Raw genomic sequence first — 14,853 nt, forward strand, 5'->3', positions numbered from 1 at the left:
GGCGTGTCCTGGTATCCATCTTATTCTTGTTTCAAGCTGCGCCTGCGCATCAGCAGGTACACCGCAGGTACTACAAACATCGACAGTAACGGCGCAGTGATCATGCCACCCACCATGGGGGCGGCAATGCGCTGCATGATTTCTGAACCTGTGCCACTGCCCAGCATGATGGGTACCAGTCCGGCGATGATGACAGCCACTGTCATAGCCTTGGGGCGCACGCGCAACACTGCGCCTTCGCGTATGGCACCGAGCAAATCCTGTTCGCTGTTTTGACCTTGCATCAGACGCTGGTTCCAGGCCTGCTTCAGGTAGAGCAACATGATGACACCAAATTCTGCCGAGACACCTGCCAGGGCGATGAAACCAACCCCGCTGGCGACTGATAATTGATGCTCCAGCAGCCATAATAGCCAGACACCACCCGCGAGCGCAAAGGGCAGGGTAGCCATGATCAGCGCAGCTTCGTCCAGGCGCTTGAAGGTCAGGTACAGCAATACAAAAATAATCAGCAGTGTGGCTGGTACGACGATCCTGAGTTTGGCGGTGGCGCGTTCCAGGTATTCAAACTGGCCCGACCAGGACAGGGAGTAAGTCGCAGGCAAGCGAACTTCTTTGCTGACCCGTTGCTGCATCTCGCGCACAGTCGAACTGAGATCGCGATCGCGGATATCGACATACACCCAGCCGGATAATCTGGCATTTTCGCTTTTCAGCATGGGCGGGCCATCATTGATGCGTATGCTGGCAATATCCCCCAGACTGATCTGCGCACCTCTTGCAGTCAACACCGGTAGCTGGCGCAGTTTTTCTACAGAGTCGCGCAGCTCACGCGGATAACGCAGGTTGATGGGGAAACGCTGCAAACCCTCCACCGTTTCACCGATATTGTCACCTCCTATGGCTGCCGCGATGATGCTCTGCACATCGGCGATATTCAAGTCATAGCGTGCAGCGAGGTCGCGGTTGATATCCACATCAATATACCGGCCACCGTTCAGGCGTTCTGCCAGAGCAGAGCTGACACCGGGAACGCTTTTGACGATGCGTTCTATCTCGCTGGTGATCTTGTCGATTTCCTTCAAGTCAGCACCAGCGACCTTGATACCTACCGGGCTTTTAATACCGGTCGCCAGCATGTCGATGCGGTTGCGTATTGGTGGTACCCAGATGTTGGACAGGCCAGGTACCTTGACGGTACGGTCGAGTTCTTCCAGCAGCTTTGCCGGTGTCATGCCTGCGCGCCATTGATCGCGCGGTTTGAACTGTATGGTAGTTTCAAACATTTCCAGCGGTGCCGGATCAGTCGCGCTTTCGGCCCTTCCAGCCTTGCCAAACACGGTCTGTACTTCAGGCACGCTCTTGATCAGTTTGTCAGTCTGTTGCAAGAGCTCGCTCACCTTGCCTGCACTCAGGCCAGGCAGTGCAGTAGGCATGTAAAGCAGATCGCCTTCATCCAGAGGCGGCATGAATTCACCACCCAGGCGTGCCAGCGGCCAGACTGTCAACACGGCTATCAATGTAGCCAACAGCAGAGTGATCCTGGGGAATTGCAAAACCTTTTCCAGCAAGGGACGGTATAACGCAATCAACAAGCGATTCAAGGGGTTCTTGTGTTCAGATGGTATCTTGCCACGTATCAGGTAGCCCATTAGCACAGGAATCAGGGTCACTGCCAGACCTGCCGCCGCTGCCATGGCATAAGTCTTGGTCAGGGCTAGCGGCGCAAACAGGCGGCCTTCCTGCGCTTCCAGCGTGAATACCGGAATGAAGGACAAGACTATGATCAGTAAAGAAAAAAACAGCGCTGGCCCCACTTCTGCGGCGGCTTCTGCAATGACTTGCCAATGCTGTTCACCCGCCAGTTTGTCATGCGGGTGCGCATGTTGCCAGGCTTCGATATGTTTGTGTGCATTTTCTATCATGACGACTGCAGCATCGACCATGGCGCCAATCGCAATGGCAATGCCACCCAGGGACATGATATTGGCATTCACTCCCTGGTAATGCATGATGATATAAGCTGCGAGTATGCCCAGAGGCAGCGATACTATCGCCACCAGGGCTGAACGCAGATGAAATAAAAATGCGACACAGACCACGGCTACCACGATGAATTCTTCTAGCAGTTTATGCTGTAGATTCTCCACTGCCCGCGTGATCAGGCCAGAGCGGTCATACACGGGAATAATTTCCACGCCAGGTGGCAGGCCAGGCTTGAGTTGATGCAGCTTGTCTTTGACGGCGGCTATGGTGGCCAGGGCATTTTTACCCGAGCGCATGACGACCACACCACCAGCGACTTCACCTTCACCATTTAGCTCTGCAATGCCGCGCCGCATTTCTGGCCCCACCTGTATGCGCGCTACATCGCCCAGGCTGACGACCACACCGGCACCTGTCGTCGTCAGCGGTATTTTGCGAAAATCGTCGAGGTTCTTCAAATAGCCAGAGGCACGCACCATGTATTCGGCTTCACCCAGTTCCAGTACGGAGCCGCCGCTTTCCTGATTGGCTTTTTGCACGGCTTCGATGATCTTGCCATGCGTGATGTTATAGGCGCGCATTTTATCCGGGGACAGCTGGATCTGGTACTGGCGCACCATGCCACCTATGCTGGCAACTTCTGACACATTCGGCAGCGATTTCAATTCAAATTTCAGGAACCAGTCCTGGTAGGCACGCAGTTGTGATAAGTCCATTCTGCCGCTGCGGTCAACCAGTGCATATTCGTAGACCCAGCCTACCCCTGTAGCGTCCGGACCCAGTGAAGTTTTTGCCTGTGCCGGTAACCTGGCCTGTACCTGGTTCAGGTATTCCAGCACGCGTGAACGCGCCCAGTACAAATCCGTGCCATCTTCAAACAAGACATAGACAAAGGAATCACCAAAAAAAGAATAACCGCGCACGGTCTTGGCACCAGGTACCGAAAGCATGGTCGTCGTCAGTGGATAAGTGACCTGGTTTTCCACAATCTGCGGTGCCTGGCCCGGCAGACTTGTTCGTATGATGACTTGCACATCCGACAGGTCAGGGATGGCATCCACGGGTGTTCGTACCACAGCCCAGATGCCCCAAGCCGTTAACATCAGTGTGGCCAGCAAGACCAGGAAACGGTTGATGATGGACCAGCGTATGAGTTGTGCAATCAATTTTCAACTCCCGAGGGGGCAGTTACAGAAGCCGCAGAAGTGGCACCTTCCATGCGCGCCACGCTCGCTTTCAGACTGGCTTCTGAATCGATGAGGAACTGGCCGGAGGCTACAACTTTTTGCCCGGCTTGCAAGCCTTTAAGTATTTCAGTCTGACCACTGGCTTCCTCACCTACCTCCACATCGACAGGCATGAACCTGCCGCCGTCCTTCGCCAGGATCACCACGTTGCGGGTGCCTGTGCTGATGATAGCCTCACTGGGTACCAGCAGAGTATCTTTATGCGCCGTAGCGGTAAAACTCAGGGCGGCAAACATGCCTGGCAATAGCCGTGCGCCAGCAGCACCGGTAGCAGAATTAGCCAGTTCCATGCGCACTTTCAAAGTACGTGTATTGCTATCCACTTGTGGCAGTATAGCGGTGACCTTGCCACGGAAAACCATGCCAGGCAGCGATGCTGTCCTTGCTTCTGTTAAATTGCCTATCTGTACTTTGTGCGCCATGCTTTCCGGGATGTCGGCATTTACCCAGATCGTATCTACACCATTGATGCGGAACATGGGTGTGCCCATGCTCACGGCCATGCCTTCGCGCACGGACAATTCTGTCATCACGCCACTCAGCGGGGCATTGACCGTGATGCGCGCATGCAGCTTGCCACTGCTTTCTACTGTGCGTATCTGTTCATCCGTCATGCCTGCCAGGCGCATGCGTTGACGTGCAGCATCCAGCAAGCCAGTGATCGCCTGGCCTTGCATGTTTTTCACTGCCAAAAATTCTTCTTGTGCAGCAATCCAGTCTGGTACATAGAGTTCTGCCAGCGGCTGACCCTTGCGCACCATGTCCAGAGGCGTGCGCGTATAGAGTTTTTCAACAAAGCCATTGCTCCTGGCTTGCAGCACAGCGACATCGCGATCATTGTAGGCGATACTGCCAACTGCCTGCACTGCTGAGTTGAGTTTGCCCAGTATCACGCTGCTTATACGTATGCCGAGATTTTGCTGTATACGCGGATTGATGCTGACGGAATTTTCACTCGCCGTATCAGCATTGTCTGCATACACTGGCACCAGTTGCATATCCATGAAGGGCGATTTGCCTGGCTTGTCGAATTTCTGACCCGGTACCATGGGATCATGCCAGTACAAGATTTTTTTCACTGCGCGAGCATCTGGCAGACCTGTATTTTTATCTGATGATGAATGCTGCATACCTTCATGTTTGCCCAGTTGATACAGACCATAAGCCGCAGCAACCAGTAAGCAGGTGGTAATGGCAACAAATAATATGTGTTTGGTTTTCATGCTTATTCCTTGTTGGCGCTTGACGTGGTTTTTGTTTCATTCGATGGCGTCAGGTAACGTAGTTGCGCCCACAAGCTTGCCGTTTCCGCCTGCAGTTGCAGGGCTTGCAGATGCATGTCGGTTTGATTGCGTTGTGCTGCCAGCAAGTCACTGAGGCTGGATTTGCCGCCGCGATAAGCGGCCAGGATGGCTTGTACCCTTTGCCCGGCCTGGGGCAGTAATTCATTGTCATAACGGCTCACGCGGCTGCGTTTGCTTTGCCATTCATTGAGCAAGCTGCTGACTTCGGCAATATGGCTGCGCAAGGCTTCATCACGTTCTGCCCTGGCCTGGTCCGCCATAGCCAGACGTGAAGAAAGTTCGCGTTGCTGGCGGTTCTTTTGGTCCCATTGCAATGGCAGCGACAGGCCAACCGATATCATGTTGGAATAGGCAGGGCCGCGTTGCTGGTAGGCGACTTCTATGCTCCAGTCCGGCTTCTTGTTTGCTTCGGCCAGTTTTGCTTCGGTATCAGCCAGCTCAATTTGCCTGTTCAAGATGCTGATTTGCGGATGGTGCTCAAGAGTGGATTCCAATGCATTTGTATCCAGATCCACCTTGTCCATCGCGGGTAATTCACCCAGACTCTCAGCGGCGGTCTCGCCAGTCCAGCGCGCCAGCATGATGCTGGCATTGCGCGCGCGTCTTGCCAAGTCGCTGTTGCGGTCTTCCGTCAGCGCCAGTGCACTGCGGGCAGCCAGCAAATCTGCCTGGCTGCCGCGACCACTCCGATACGCTAGCTCTGCGGCCTGGATTTCCAGCCTGGCCTGGCTTAGCTGTTCGCTGGCCAGCACCAGCATTTGCTCGCTGTAATAACGATCCAGCCAGGCGATGGCAGTGTCTCGCTTAATACCGAGCATGGACTGCGTTTTTTCTGCCTGGAACTTATCGATCGCACGTTCATAGCGTTCGGCACGTAGCTGGCGTTTATCGCTGCGGGTAATTTCTTGCATCAGACCTATGCGGCGCATGGTCATGAAATCATTCGTGAGGCTGCCACGGTCAGGGCCACTGACAGGCAGGTTGTCAATACCGGCTTTGAGCACAGGGTCGGGTAACTGGCTGGCAGCAACGGCCATATCGTGCGCTGCGCTGATGGCCAGGTCCTGGGCAGACAATTGCCTGGAACGCGCCAGCGCAAGTTGCTGGGCTTGTGGCAGACTCAATTCTGCTGCTGAGATACCCAGAGGTAGCAGTGCGCATACCGCAAGAAAAATACATGCAGGGTATACGCGCCCGTGATGGGGCAATATAGAAAATAAAAACATAAAACCTCCAGACGAAGAAACAGGACGTACACCAGCAAAAGCTGGTGACGATGAATCAGGCGTTCAGGAAATTAAATGCGGAAACAGCAGTTGCGTATGGCGAGCGGTGGCGCAGTCGAACGTGCCAGTGAGATTGGAATAGAGGATACAGAAACAGGTGCTTGAAGCGTATCAAAAGCAGGCAGTATCAGCAGCAGGCTGGCACTGACAAAAGCTGGTATATCAGGCAAGGCTGGTTTATCGGCGGATTGCTTGCCAAACGGATTTTCTGCATGCGTATGACAAAGTGCAGGCTGATCCTGATCCATGCTTGCGCAATCCGGCATCGCCACGCTGGCAGTGATGGAAACCTCGGCGGCACTGGACGTGGCCATTCCCGGACAGGCGTAAGCTGCTACGGCCAGCTGCATGAACAGCAGGCTCCACAGCATGACAAACACCGCAAGAACACGGGATGGACGGGACATTTTCATGAAAGTGCAGAACTTCCTTTATAAATTACCGGAATAATTATAAACGCAAGTTCATTCCCGGTGTTTGATTCAGGCCAAATGTCCATTTCCAACACGAATACAATTGCGCCCCTGGGATTTGGCGTAATACAGTGCCTTGTCGGCAGCTTCTATCAGTTGCAGAGGCAGATTGTTTTCCCTGACGGGCACAAAGGCATCAATGCCAGCGCTGACGGTGACCACGCCGGTGGCATTGCCTGAGTGTTTCAGTTCCAGCTGGTAAATTGCCTGACGTATGTTTTCAGCGACTTTCATGGCACCGGCTACATCGGTACCGGGTAATAAGATAGCCATTTCTTCGCCGCCATAACGTGCACTCAAATCTCCTGGCCTGTGCTTGCCAGCAGCGACGACTTTGCTGATGGCGCGCAGGCATTCATCACCGGCGGCGTGGCCGTAGATATCGTTATATTGTTTGAAGCAATCGACATCAATCATGATCAGTGCCAGTGAACTGGCATTGCGCATGGCGCGGCTGAATTCATCTTTTAAGGCAATGTCAAACTGACGCCGGTTGGCAAGCCCGGTCAGGCCATCCTGCATGGCCAGTTTTTCCAGTGTCCGGTTTAATTGTTCCAGCGAGCTGCGGGCTTTTTGCAATTCATCTTCTGCCTGCACGCGCAGCGCTATTTGCCTGATCAGGCGCGATCCTATAATGGCCAGACCAAACACCAGACATGCCACGCCAATCGCATGAATAATGGCATTCGATTTCCATTCTTCCAGCACTTCATCCCTGGATAATGCAGCTGAAACCACCAGCGGATAGCTGTCCAGTTGCCGGTAGCTGTTGATGCGTGTGATGCCATCCTGGCCGGAGGTAAAGGTCTTGGTGGCTACTTTGGCGGCGGGGAGGTAGTCGCGAAATAGCGGTAGTTGCGAAATATCCCTGCCCAGGGATTTCTCTTCGAAAGGTCGCCTCAACAGCACCGTGCCATTACTCAGTGCAACGAAAATTGCACCGGTCTCACCTATATCAAACTGCTCGTAAAATTTCTTGAAATAAGTCATCTGTATGGTAGCCAGTACCACGCCAGCAAAACTGCCGTCACTTTTATTAAAACGGCGGGAAACGGTAATGATCCATTCACCAGTAGATTTGCTTTTGATAGGCGGACCTATGTGGACACCGCGGTCAGCGTGGTCGTGATGATAGATAAAATATTCCCGGTCAGAATTGTTTGCATTTTTCTTGAGAGCAGGTTGAGAGTTGACAACCCAGTTACCACTTTGATCGTAGACAAAAATGCCGTGTAACTGTGGTAATTCTTCGACGCGCTTTACCGCCAGGGCATGGAAACGCGCGAGAGCTGATTCTCCCGTGCCATCTACTTCCAGCCGTTCGACCAGGCCAACCAGGACAGTGTCGGCACCTTTGATCGTATCGTAAGCATGCTGGCCTACAGAACGCGCCAGATTGGAAGTTGCCCTTTCGGTTTCCGCCAATTGCACTTCGCGGGCACGCCAGGTGACCCAGGCTTGTACCAGGATCAGGGACATGCAGACCAGAACGACAAAACCGATTGCCAGGGCGGTAATCGGAAATTTTTTTTGTGCAGGTTCTGGGAGGTCGGTATTCAAGGCTGTCATGGTCGTCATGAAATGTAGCCCTCCATTATTTGTCAATGCGTATTATTACTAGCAGGAAAGCGTCTCATCGTTGAGAAAATGCTAAATATGTAATGATTATAGAACGCATTGGCAATTAGATATGATTTTCTTGGAAATCTGGAGAAATACTTGGTTTGGTGCCATCGGACAATACCCATCAAATTGCATGAAAATACTTGATGGCAAGCATGTCAATGCGGCAGTGCTGCAGCAACAGATGCGCAACCCTGAGCATTTGCAAACATTATTTGGTTGATACAGTTTTGGCAGGTTTCTTGAATCTGGATACGCCCGAACGCTAGTCCATGCTTCGATAGACCAGTTGGTATAAAAAATCGAGCAATATTTGTTCTGGCTTAATAACAGAAGCGGAGGGTTGTTGATTGATGTTTAGCAATCAGGTATCGTGCCAATGCTTTAAATTTTTAAAATTTCTTTCATCTATCGGCTTGAGTTCCGTCTATCGCTTGGCTATTGCTAACGGCGAGCTTGGAGCTGAGCAATCAATTCAGGAATAAACATGTATGTAAAGAAATTAGCCCTGAGCTTGGGCGTTGCTGCGTTGAGCGCAGGCTGCTCCATGATGGCACCGCCATATTTGGCCTCTATGGAAAATGTACAAAACTTGAAAAACCTAGGGGATTCCAAAGTCAGTGTGGGGCAGTTTGATTCTACGCTTGGTGCGGGGAATATTTATCCGCTTTCCATTCGCGGCTCTTCCATGAGTTCACCTTACAATAATTCTTATGGTGGCTATGTGGCTGCGGCTATACAGCAGGAACTGACGCTGGCAAACCGTTATACCCAAGGTGGCAATCTGGAAGTATCGGGCATCTTGTTGAAGAATGATATTGAGGCTGCAGGTTTCAGCGTGGGATACGTGACAGTAGAGGCGCGTTTTGTTGTCAAGCGTAATGGGGTTACTACCTATGACAAAGTCAAATTTGTCAGAAAGGAATTCCCGTCGTCTTTTGCCGGTGCTGTAGCGATTCCTAAGGCAGTCCAGGAATACACTGTTGCCGTGCAAAAGTTGCTTGGCCTTTTGTATGAAGACAAGGCTTTTTCAGAAGCAATCAAATAAATTTTTCAATTCCCAAACCAACTAAATAAATACCCATGCGCTTTCCTAAACTCATTTTCATCGCATTTGCCGCTGTCATACTCAGTGCTTGCGCCCATCCTTACGTAGTTTCTCCAAGCATGGAAAAACTAGGTCCACCAGTACAGGGACAGCAAATCAATAAAAGCGTTGCATATGTCATCACTGCTGAACAACTTAGCAAAGAAGTGACTACAGATGGCGGTGGTGGCGATAAAGTCCGTTATCAGCCATATCGCGATATCGAAACTGGTTTTTACCGGGTCTTGAGCAATGTCTTTACTAAGGTCACCAGATTAAAATCCGGTACTGAGGCCGATACTGTCGCAAAGAACAATGTGACTTTGATTATCACACCTACTTTAACAACGGATTCTTCTTCGCCCAGTATGTTGACCTGGCCACCAACCAAGTTTCAGGCCGAGTTGAATTGCAAAGTGACTGATACCCAAGGCAAGCTGATATTCGAAACCACAGTCTATGGTAAAGGAGCGGCCGAGTTTGATGAGTTCAAGAAAGATTTCAATCTGACTGGACGACGTGCGACTGAAGATATGTTATTGAAATTACAGCAAGCATTGACAGATGCACCTGAACTGAAAAAGTAATTCTTCCCACATCTCCGCCTCCACTGACTTTCAGAAAGTCAGCAGGCAGGACCTGTGCTCCAACTGGCCCTGCCTGACAAGTATATCTCCCTCCTTCCAGTGTCACTTCTTGGCCAGGCAAGTAGTTTGCGGGCATTTGGACTGTTACAAGAATTAAATGCTTGAATAAATATCATTGTAAATTCATTTTATTTATCCCCACTTTGCTTCCATGGGTGTGAATCTTTGGTCCTCCTGCAAAATTTTTTAAACTGGTATAAACTATTGACTAGTCAATGAATATTGTTGCTGCCATGAACCACGAAAATCAAAATTCAGAGTTTTTTGCCCATCAGGTTGAAGAAAGCGTCGGCTATCTGCTGGCCCGTTCCCGCACCATGCTGTCCCGGGCGATTGATGAGTCGCTGCGCCGCCTTGATATCACTCACGCTCAAGGGAGTGTGTTCATGATGCTGTCCATGGGCACTTGCCATACGGCAGCTGATCTTGCGCGCGAGCTGTTTATCGATTCTGCTGCTATGAAACGCACGCTCGACAAGCTGGAAGCCAAGGGCTATGTACAGCGCATCGTGGATGACAACGACAAACGCCTGTTCAAGCTGGCCCTTACCGCCAGTGGCAAGGCCCTGGCGGCGCAATTGCCAGCCGTGTATTCAGAAGTGCTGGATGTGGGTTTTACAGGTTTTGCGTCTGAGGAAATCAATTTTCTCAAGTATCTCTTGCGCAAATTGCTGGCCAACAGATCTACCCTTGAAGCATGGATGGCAAAGAATAATTAGTTGCTTGGGCAATTAATTCATCCGCCAATTTTAGTCATTAATTTTTGACATCGTTTTTTGACATCATCCATATGAAAAAATCTCTTTTCCAGCCAGTCAGAGCCGCAGCCAGCCTGCGCCTGCTGCTCAGTGCATCTGCATTGTGCCTGCTGTCGGCCTGCGTCAGCTATCAGGGTATTGAAAGCCATGCGCAGCTTAAGACCCTGACAGCGCAAACAGGGGCTTTCCCTGATCAGGGCGGTAATGCGGCCTGGCCCGACCTGCAATGGGCGACAGGCATAGGTGGTGCAGAGTTGCAGGCATTGATAGGCCGCGCGCTGGAAAATCACCCCAGCCTGCAGGCTGCCGCCGCGCGTTTGCAGGCTGCACAGGCAGCAGCTGCTGCTGTGGGTGCGAGTAAATTGCCTTCAGTTAATCTTGGTGTGGACAGCACTTACCAGCGTTTTACCGAGCATGGCCTGGTGCCGCCGCCACTGGCAGGTACTCACAATACGAATAACCAGATCAGTTTCAATGCTTCTTATGAACTGGATTTCTGGGGCAAGCACAGTGCAGAAATGCGTAGCGCCATGTCGCAGGAAAAAGTGGCAGAAGCCGAAGCGCAAAGTGTGCGTCTGATGCTGAGCAATGCCATTGCCCGCGCCTGGCTGCAACTGGCACGTCAGAATGCACAACTGGAACTCAGCAAGCAACAACTGGCAGTGCGTGAACAGTTTGACAGCCTGACGCAACAACGTGTCAAAGCCGGTCTTGATACCAAGGTAGAAGTACAGCAAAACCTGGTGCAATTGTCTGGCCTTAAAAATGAAATCTCCCAATGGCAAGAAGCCATGGCATTGACGCGCAACCAGATCGCTGCCTTGCAGGGTCTGGGTCCAGAAGAAGGCAGGCTGATCGCCACACCCAAATTCCAGCCCGTGGCAGACACGGCATTGCCAGGTAATTTGCCGCTGGAATTGCTGGGCCGCCGTCCTGATATCGTCTCTGCCCGCTGGCGTGTAGAAGCGGGGCAAAGTGATGTCGATGTCGCCAAGACCCAGTTTTATCCCAATATCAATATCGTTGGTTTTGCCGGTTTATCCAGCCTGGGCCTGAGTAATTTGCTCAATAGCGGCAGCAGCATCATAGGTGTTGGCCCGGCGATACGCCTGCCGATATTTGAAGGTGGCCGCCTGCGTGCGCAATTGAAGGGCAAGGTCGCGGCTTATGACGTGGCTGTGGCGACCTATAACCAGAGCCTGACCGATGCCCTGCATGAAGTAGCAGACCAGGTGCAGATACTGCAAGCCAGCCAGTCACAATTGGTAGAGCAGCAGGTTGCAGAACAAGCTGCCCGTGTAGGGCTGCAACTGGCACAGCAAAGACAAAAGGCGGGCACTGCCAACAAGCTGCCCGTGCTGGCTGCGGAAAGTGTAGTGCTGTCCCAGCAAAAACTCTCGCTGGAATTGGCTGCGCGCCATACAGAAGCGCGCATTAACCTGATCAAGGCGCTTGGTGGCGGTTATGAAAGCAAGGCCTTGCCTGCGACTAATTCCACTGCCGCCAGCAGTAATAAAAACATCATTCAATCTCAAGTTAAAAACACAGCGGAGGCCGCGTTATGAACGCCCCAGATCAAAACAAACCTGTCAATGTTCCTGTTCAGGCTGAATACGCACCAGAAAAAAATGGCAAGCGCCGCGTGCTACTGATCATCATCACCCTCATCGTGCTGGCATCAATTGCTGCCTATGCCGCATGGTGGTATACAGTAGGCCGCAATTTTGAACATACTGAAGATGCCTATGCCGCCGGCAATGTCGTGCAAGTGACGTCACAAATTGCCGGTACGGTAGTCGCCATTCATGCTGATGACACTGATGTTGTGCAGGCAGGCAAGCCTCTGGTGGAGCTCGACAAGACCGATGCCAAGGTGGCTGTTGATCAGGCCGAAGCCCAACTGGCACAGACCGTACGTGAAGTGCGCGTACTGTTTGCCAATAATGGCAGTCTGCAAGCCAATGTCAGTCTGCGCAGTAGCGAAGTCGAAAGAGTCAAATCTGACCTGGCACGCCGTACCCAGTTGCTGAGCACAGGTGCTGTCTCTGCTGAAGAACTGGAGCATGCCCGCAATGCCGTCAAGAGTGCAGAAGCTGCCTTGCAAGCGGCCAATGAACAACTGACATCCAATCGCACACTGACAGAAAACACCACCGTCACCCAGCACCCGAATGTCTTGCGCGCTGCCGCCCGTGTACGTGAAACCCTGCTGGCCCTGAGCCGCACCAGCCTGCCAGCACCCATGAATGGTTTTGTCGCCAAGCGTGCCGTGCAAGTCGGCCAGCGTATCGCCCCCGGTGCACCCTTGTTGTCCATCGTGCCTTTGAATACCTTGTGGGTAGATGCCAACTTCAAGGAAGTGCAGCTTGCCCATATGCGTACAGGCCAGGATGTGGAATTGCATTCTGATTTGTTTGGTAGCGACGTGACTTACCATGGCAAGGTGCTTGGCATGTCAGCCGGTACCGGTTCTGCCTTTGCCTTGCTGCCTGCGCAAAATGCCAGCGGTAACTGGATCAAGGTTGTGCAACGTGTACCTGTGCGCATCAGCCTCGACCCTAAAGAGCTGGAAGCGCACCCATTGCGCATCGGTGTCTCCATGCAGGTGCAGGTCAATATCTCGCAGCAGCAGGGCGCACCGGTAACTGCAGCGGCACGCACCGTTCCTGCCTACCAGACTGCAGTGTTTGAGCAAAATGGTAAAGATGCTGACCAGCGTATCGCCGAGATTATCGCGGCGAATTTGCCGGGCACTAAAGATCATAAAGACGATCACAAAGAAAGTCACAGCGCTGCCGCAATTAAAACCACAGGCAAGGGTGCGTAATGAGCACGCCACGTCCTCAGGCACCGCATCCACCACTGAAAGGTGGGCAGTTGGCAATGGGCACGCTGGCCTTGTCGCTGGCGGTGTTCATGAATGTGCTGGATTCATCGATTGCCAACGTCTCGATACCGGCCATCTCCGGTAACCTCGGTGTCTCTCCTCAGCAAGGCACCTGGGTCATTACCTCGTTTGCGGTGGCGAATGCGATTTCCGTGCCGCTGACGGGCTGGTTGACCACCCACTTTGGTCAGGTCAGGTTATTCTTGTCTTCCATCCTGCTATTTGTCATTTCCTCTTGGCTGTGCGGCATGGCGCCGAATATCGAGATATTGATTGCAGCACGTATTTTGCAAGGTGCGGTAGCTGGCCCCATGATCCCGTTGTCGCAGGCCTTGTTGCTGGGCAGTTACCCGCCCGCGAAAAGCTCCATGGCGCTGGCGCTATGGGGCATGACGACCCTGGTCGCCCCCATCATGGGGCCGCTGCTTGGCGGCTGGATCTCCGACAATTATTCCTGGCCCTGGATTTTTTATATCAACATCCCGGTAGGTTTGTTTACTGCCTGGGCCACCTGGTCCATCTATCGCAAGCGCGAATCTGCCATCAAGAGCCTGCCTATCGACAAGGTTGGTTTGTTCCTGCTGGTGGTCTGGGTCGGTGCTTTGCAAATCATGCTCGACAAGGGTAAGGAGCTGGACTGGTTTAATTCTGGCGAGATCATCCTGTTGACCGTAATTGCTGTGATAGGTCTGATTTATTTCGTGGTCTGGGAACTGGGGCAAGATCATCCTGTGGTTGATCTGTCGCTGTTCAAGGGGCGCAATTTCAGTGCAGGGGTGGTGGCGATTTCGATAGGTTATGGCCTGTTCTTTGGCAGTCTCGTCATCATGCCGCTGTGGTTGCAAACGCAGTTGGCCTACACCGCGACGGAAGCGGGCAAGGTCATGGCACCAGTCGGCATCTTCGCGATTATTTTGTCACCCATCATAGGCAAGATCTTGCCCAAGGTGGATGCCAGAAAAGTCGCCTCTGCTGCCTTCCTGGGTTTTGCGCTGGTCTTCTTCCTGCGCTCGCGATTTAATACCGAAGTGGATACTTATACCTTGCTGATTCCCACGCTGATACAGGGCGCGGCAATGTCGATGTTCTTTATCCCATTGACGTCTATCATCCTGTCAGGCCAGCCACCGGATAAAATCCCGGCAGCATCGGGTTTATCGAACTTCGTGCGTATCATGTGCGGTGGCATGGGGGCCTCCATCATGACCACCATCTGGGACAGCCGCAGCACCCTGCACCATGCCCAGATCGCCGAGAACACCGGTAGCAGCTTCCCCAACTTTGTGCAAACCGTGCAAGGCCTGATGCAGCAAGGCATACCAGAACAAGGCGTCTACGCCATCATCGACCGCACTATCAGCGTACAGGCCAGTACCATGGCCGCAACCGATATTTTCTGGCTGTCAGCCTATATGTTCATAGGACTTATAGGCCTGGTGTGGTTGACCAAGCCCAAGAAATCGGCTGTACCTGTGGATGCGGGTGGGGCGCATTAGTTGAGTTCGGAGCCATTTGAATTTGTAGAAAGAATGAGTAGTCAAGCTGATTGTTCATT

At 52.4% G+C, this 14,853-nt stretch carries 11 protein-coding genes; 6 read left to right on the forward strand and 5 right to left on the reverse strand.

Going from position 1 to position 14,853, the window contains the following annotated elements:
- Positions 1-20: 20 nt before the first annotated feature.
- The 5 genes from AC07OI_RS11835 to AC07OI_RS11855 form a co-directional block, all read right to left on the reverse strand.
- Positions 21-3,152 (reverse strand): efflux RND transporter permease subunit, encoded by a 3,132-nt coding sequence (locus tag AC07OI_RS11835; RefSeq protein ID WP_492701997.1) that lies wholly within the window; start codon positions 3,150-3,152, stop codon positions 21-23.
- Positions 3,149-4,456: an efflux RND transporter periplasmic adaptor subunit gene (locus AC07OI_RS11840; protein WP_495257361.1), complete on the reverse strand. Its 1,308-nt coding sequence runs from the start codon at positions 4,454-4,456 to the stop codon at positions 3,149-3,151. The genes AC07OI_RS11835 and AC07OI_RS11840 overlap by 4 nt, the downstream gene beginning before the upstream one ends.
- Before the next feature lie 2 nt (positions 4,457-4,458).
- A complete protein-coding gene (locus AC07OI_RS11845) occupies positions 4,459-5,661 on the reverse strand; it encodes a TolC family protein (protein ID WP_495257362.1) in 1,203 nt (400 codons plus the stop codon).
- 173 nt (positions 5,662-5,834) lie between these two features.
- Entirely contained in the window at positions 5,835-6,236 is a 402-nt protein-coding gene (locus tag AC07OI_RS11850) for a hypothetical protein (protein ID WP_492701991.1), read from the reverse strand.
- Positions 6,237-6,305: 69 nt separating this feature from the next.
- Complete coding sequence (locus AC07OI_RS11855) at positions 6,306-7,874, reverse strand: sensor domain-containing diguanylate cyclase (RefSeq protein ID WP_492701989.1); 1,569 nt, start codon at positions 7,872-7,874, stop codon at positions 6,306-6,308.
- A 532-nt stretch (positions 7,875-8,406) separates the two neighbouring features.
- On the opposite strand from AC07OI_RS11855, the gene AC07OI_RS11860 reads away from it, so the two are divergent.
- The 6 genes from AC07OI_RS11860 (at position 8,407) to AC07OI_RS11885 (ending at position 14,794) form a co-directional block, all read left to right on the forward strand.
- Positions 8,407-8,967, forward strand: coding sequence for a hypothetical protein (locus tag AC07OI_RS11860; protein WP_495257363.1), 561 nt, complete (start codon positions 8,407-8,409; stop codon positions 8,965-8,967).
- A 35-nt stretch (positions 8,968-9,002) separates the two neighbouring features.
- Positions 9,003-9,593: a hypothetical protein gene (locus AC07OI_RS11865; protein ID WP_495257364.1), complete on the forward strand. Its 591-nt coding sequence runs from the start codon at positions 9,003-9,005 to the stop codon at positions 9,591-9,593.
- A 293-nt stretch (positions 9,594-9,886) separates the two neighbouring features.
- Entirely contained in the window at positions 9,887-10,372 is a 486-nt protein-coding gene (locus tag AC07OI_RS11870) for a MarR family winged helix-turn-helix transcriptional regulator (protein ID WP_495257365.1), read from the forward strand.
- Positions 10,373-10,443: 71 nt separating this feature from the next.
- A complete protein-coding gene (locus AC07OI_RS11875) occupies positions 10,444-11,976 on the forward strand; it encodes an efflux transporter outer membrane subunit (protein ID WP_495257366.1) in 1,533 nt (510 codons plus the stop codon).
- Positions 11,973-13,238: an HlyD family secretion protein gene (locus AC07OI_RS11880; protein ID WP_495257367.1), complete on the forward strand. Its 1,266-nt coding sequence runs from the start codon at positions 11,973-11,975 to the stop codon at positions 13,236-13,238. Before AC07OI_RS11875 ends, AC07OI_RS11880 begins: the two co-directional genes overlap by 4 nt.
- Positions 13,238-14,794: a DHA2 family efflux MFS transporter permease subunit gene (locus tag AC07OI_RS11885; protein ID WP_495257368.1), complete on the forward strand. Its 1,557-nt coding sequence runs from the start codon at positions 13,238-13,240 to the stop codon at positions 14,792-14,794. The genes AC07OI_RS11880 and AC07OI_RS11885 overlap by 1 nt, the downstream gene beginning before the upstream one ends.
- Positions 14,795-14,853 lie beyond the last annotated feature (59 nt).

It is taken from the genome of Undibacterium sp. GW821-FHT07F11 (assembly GCF_059418665.1).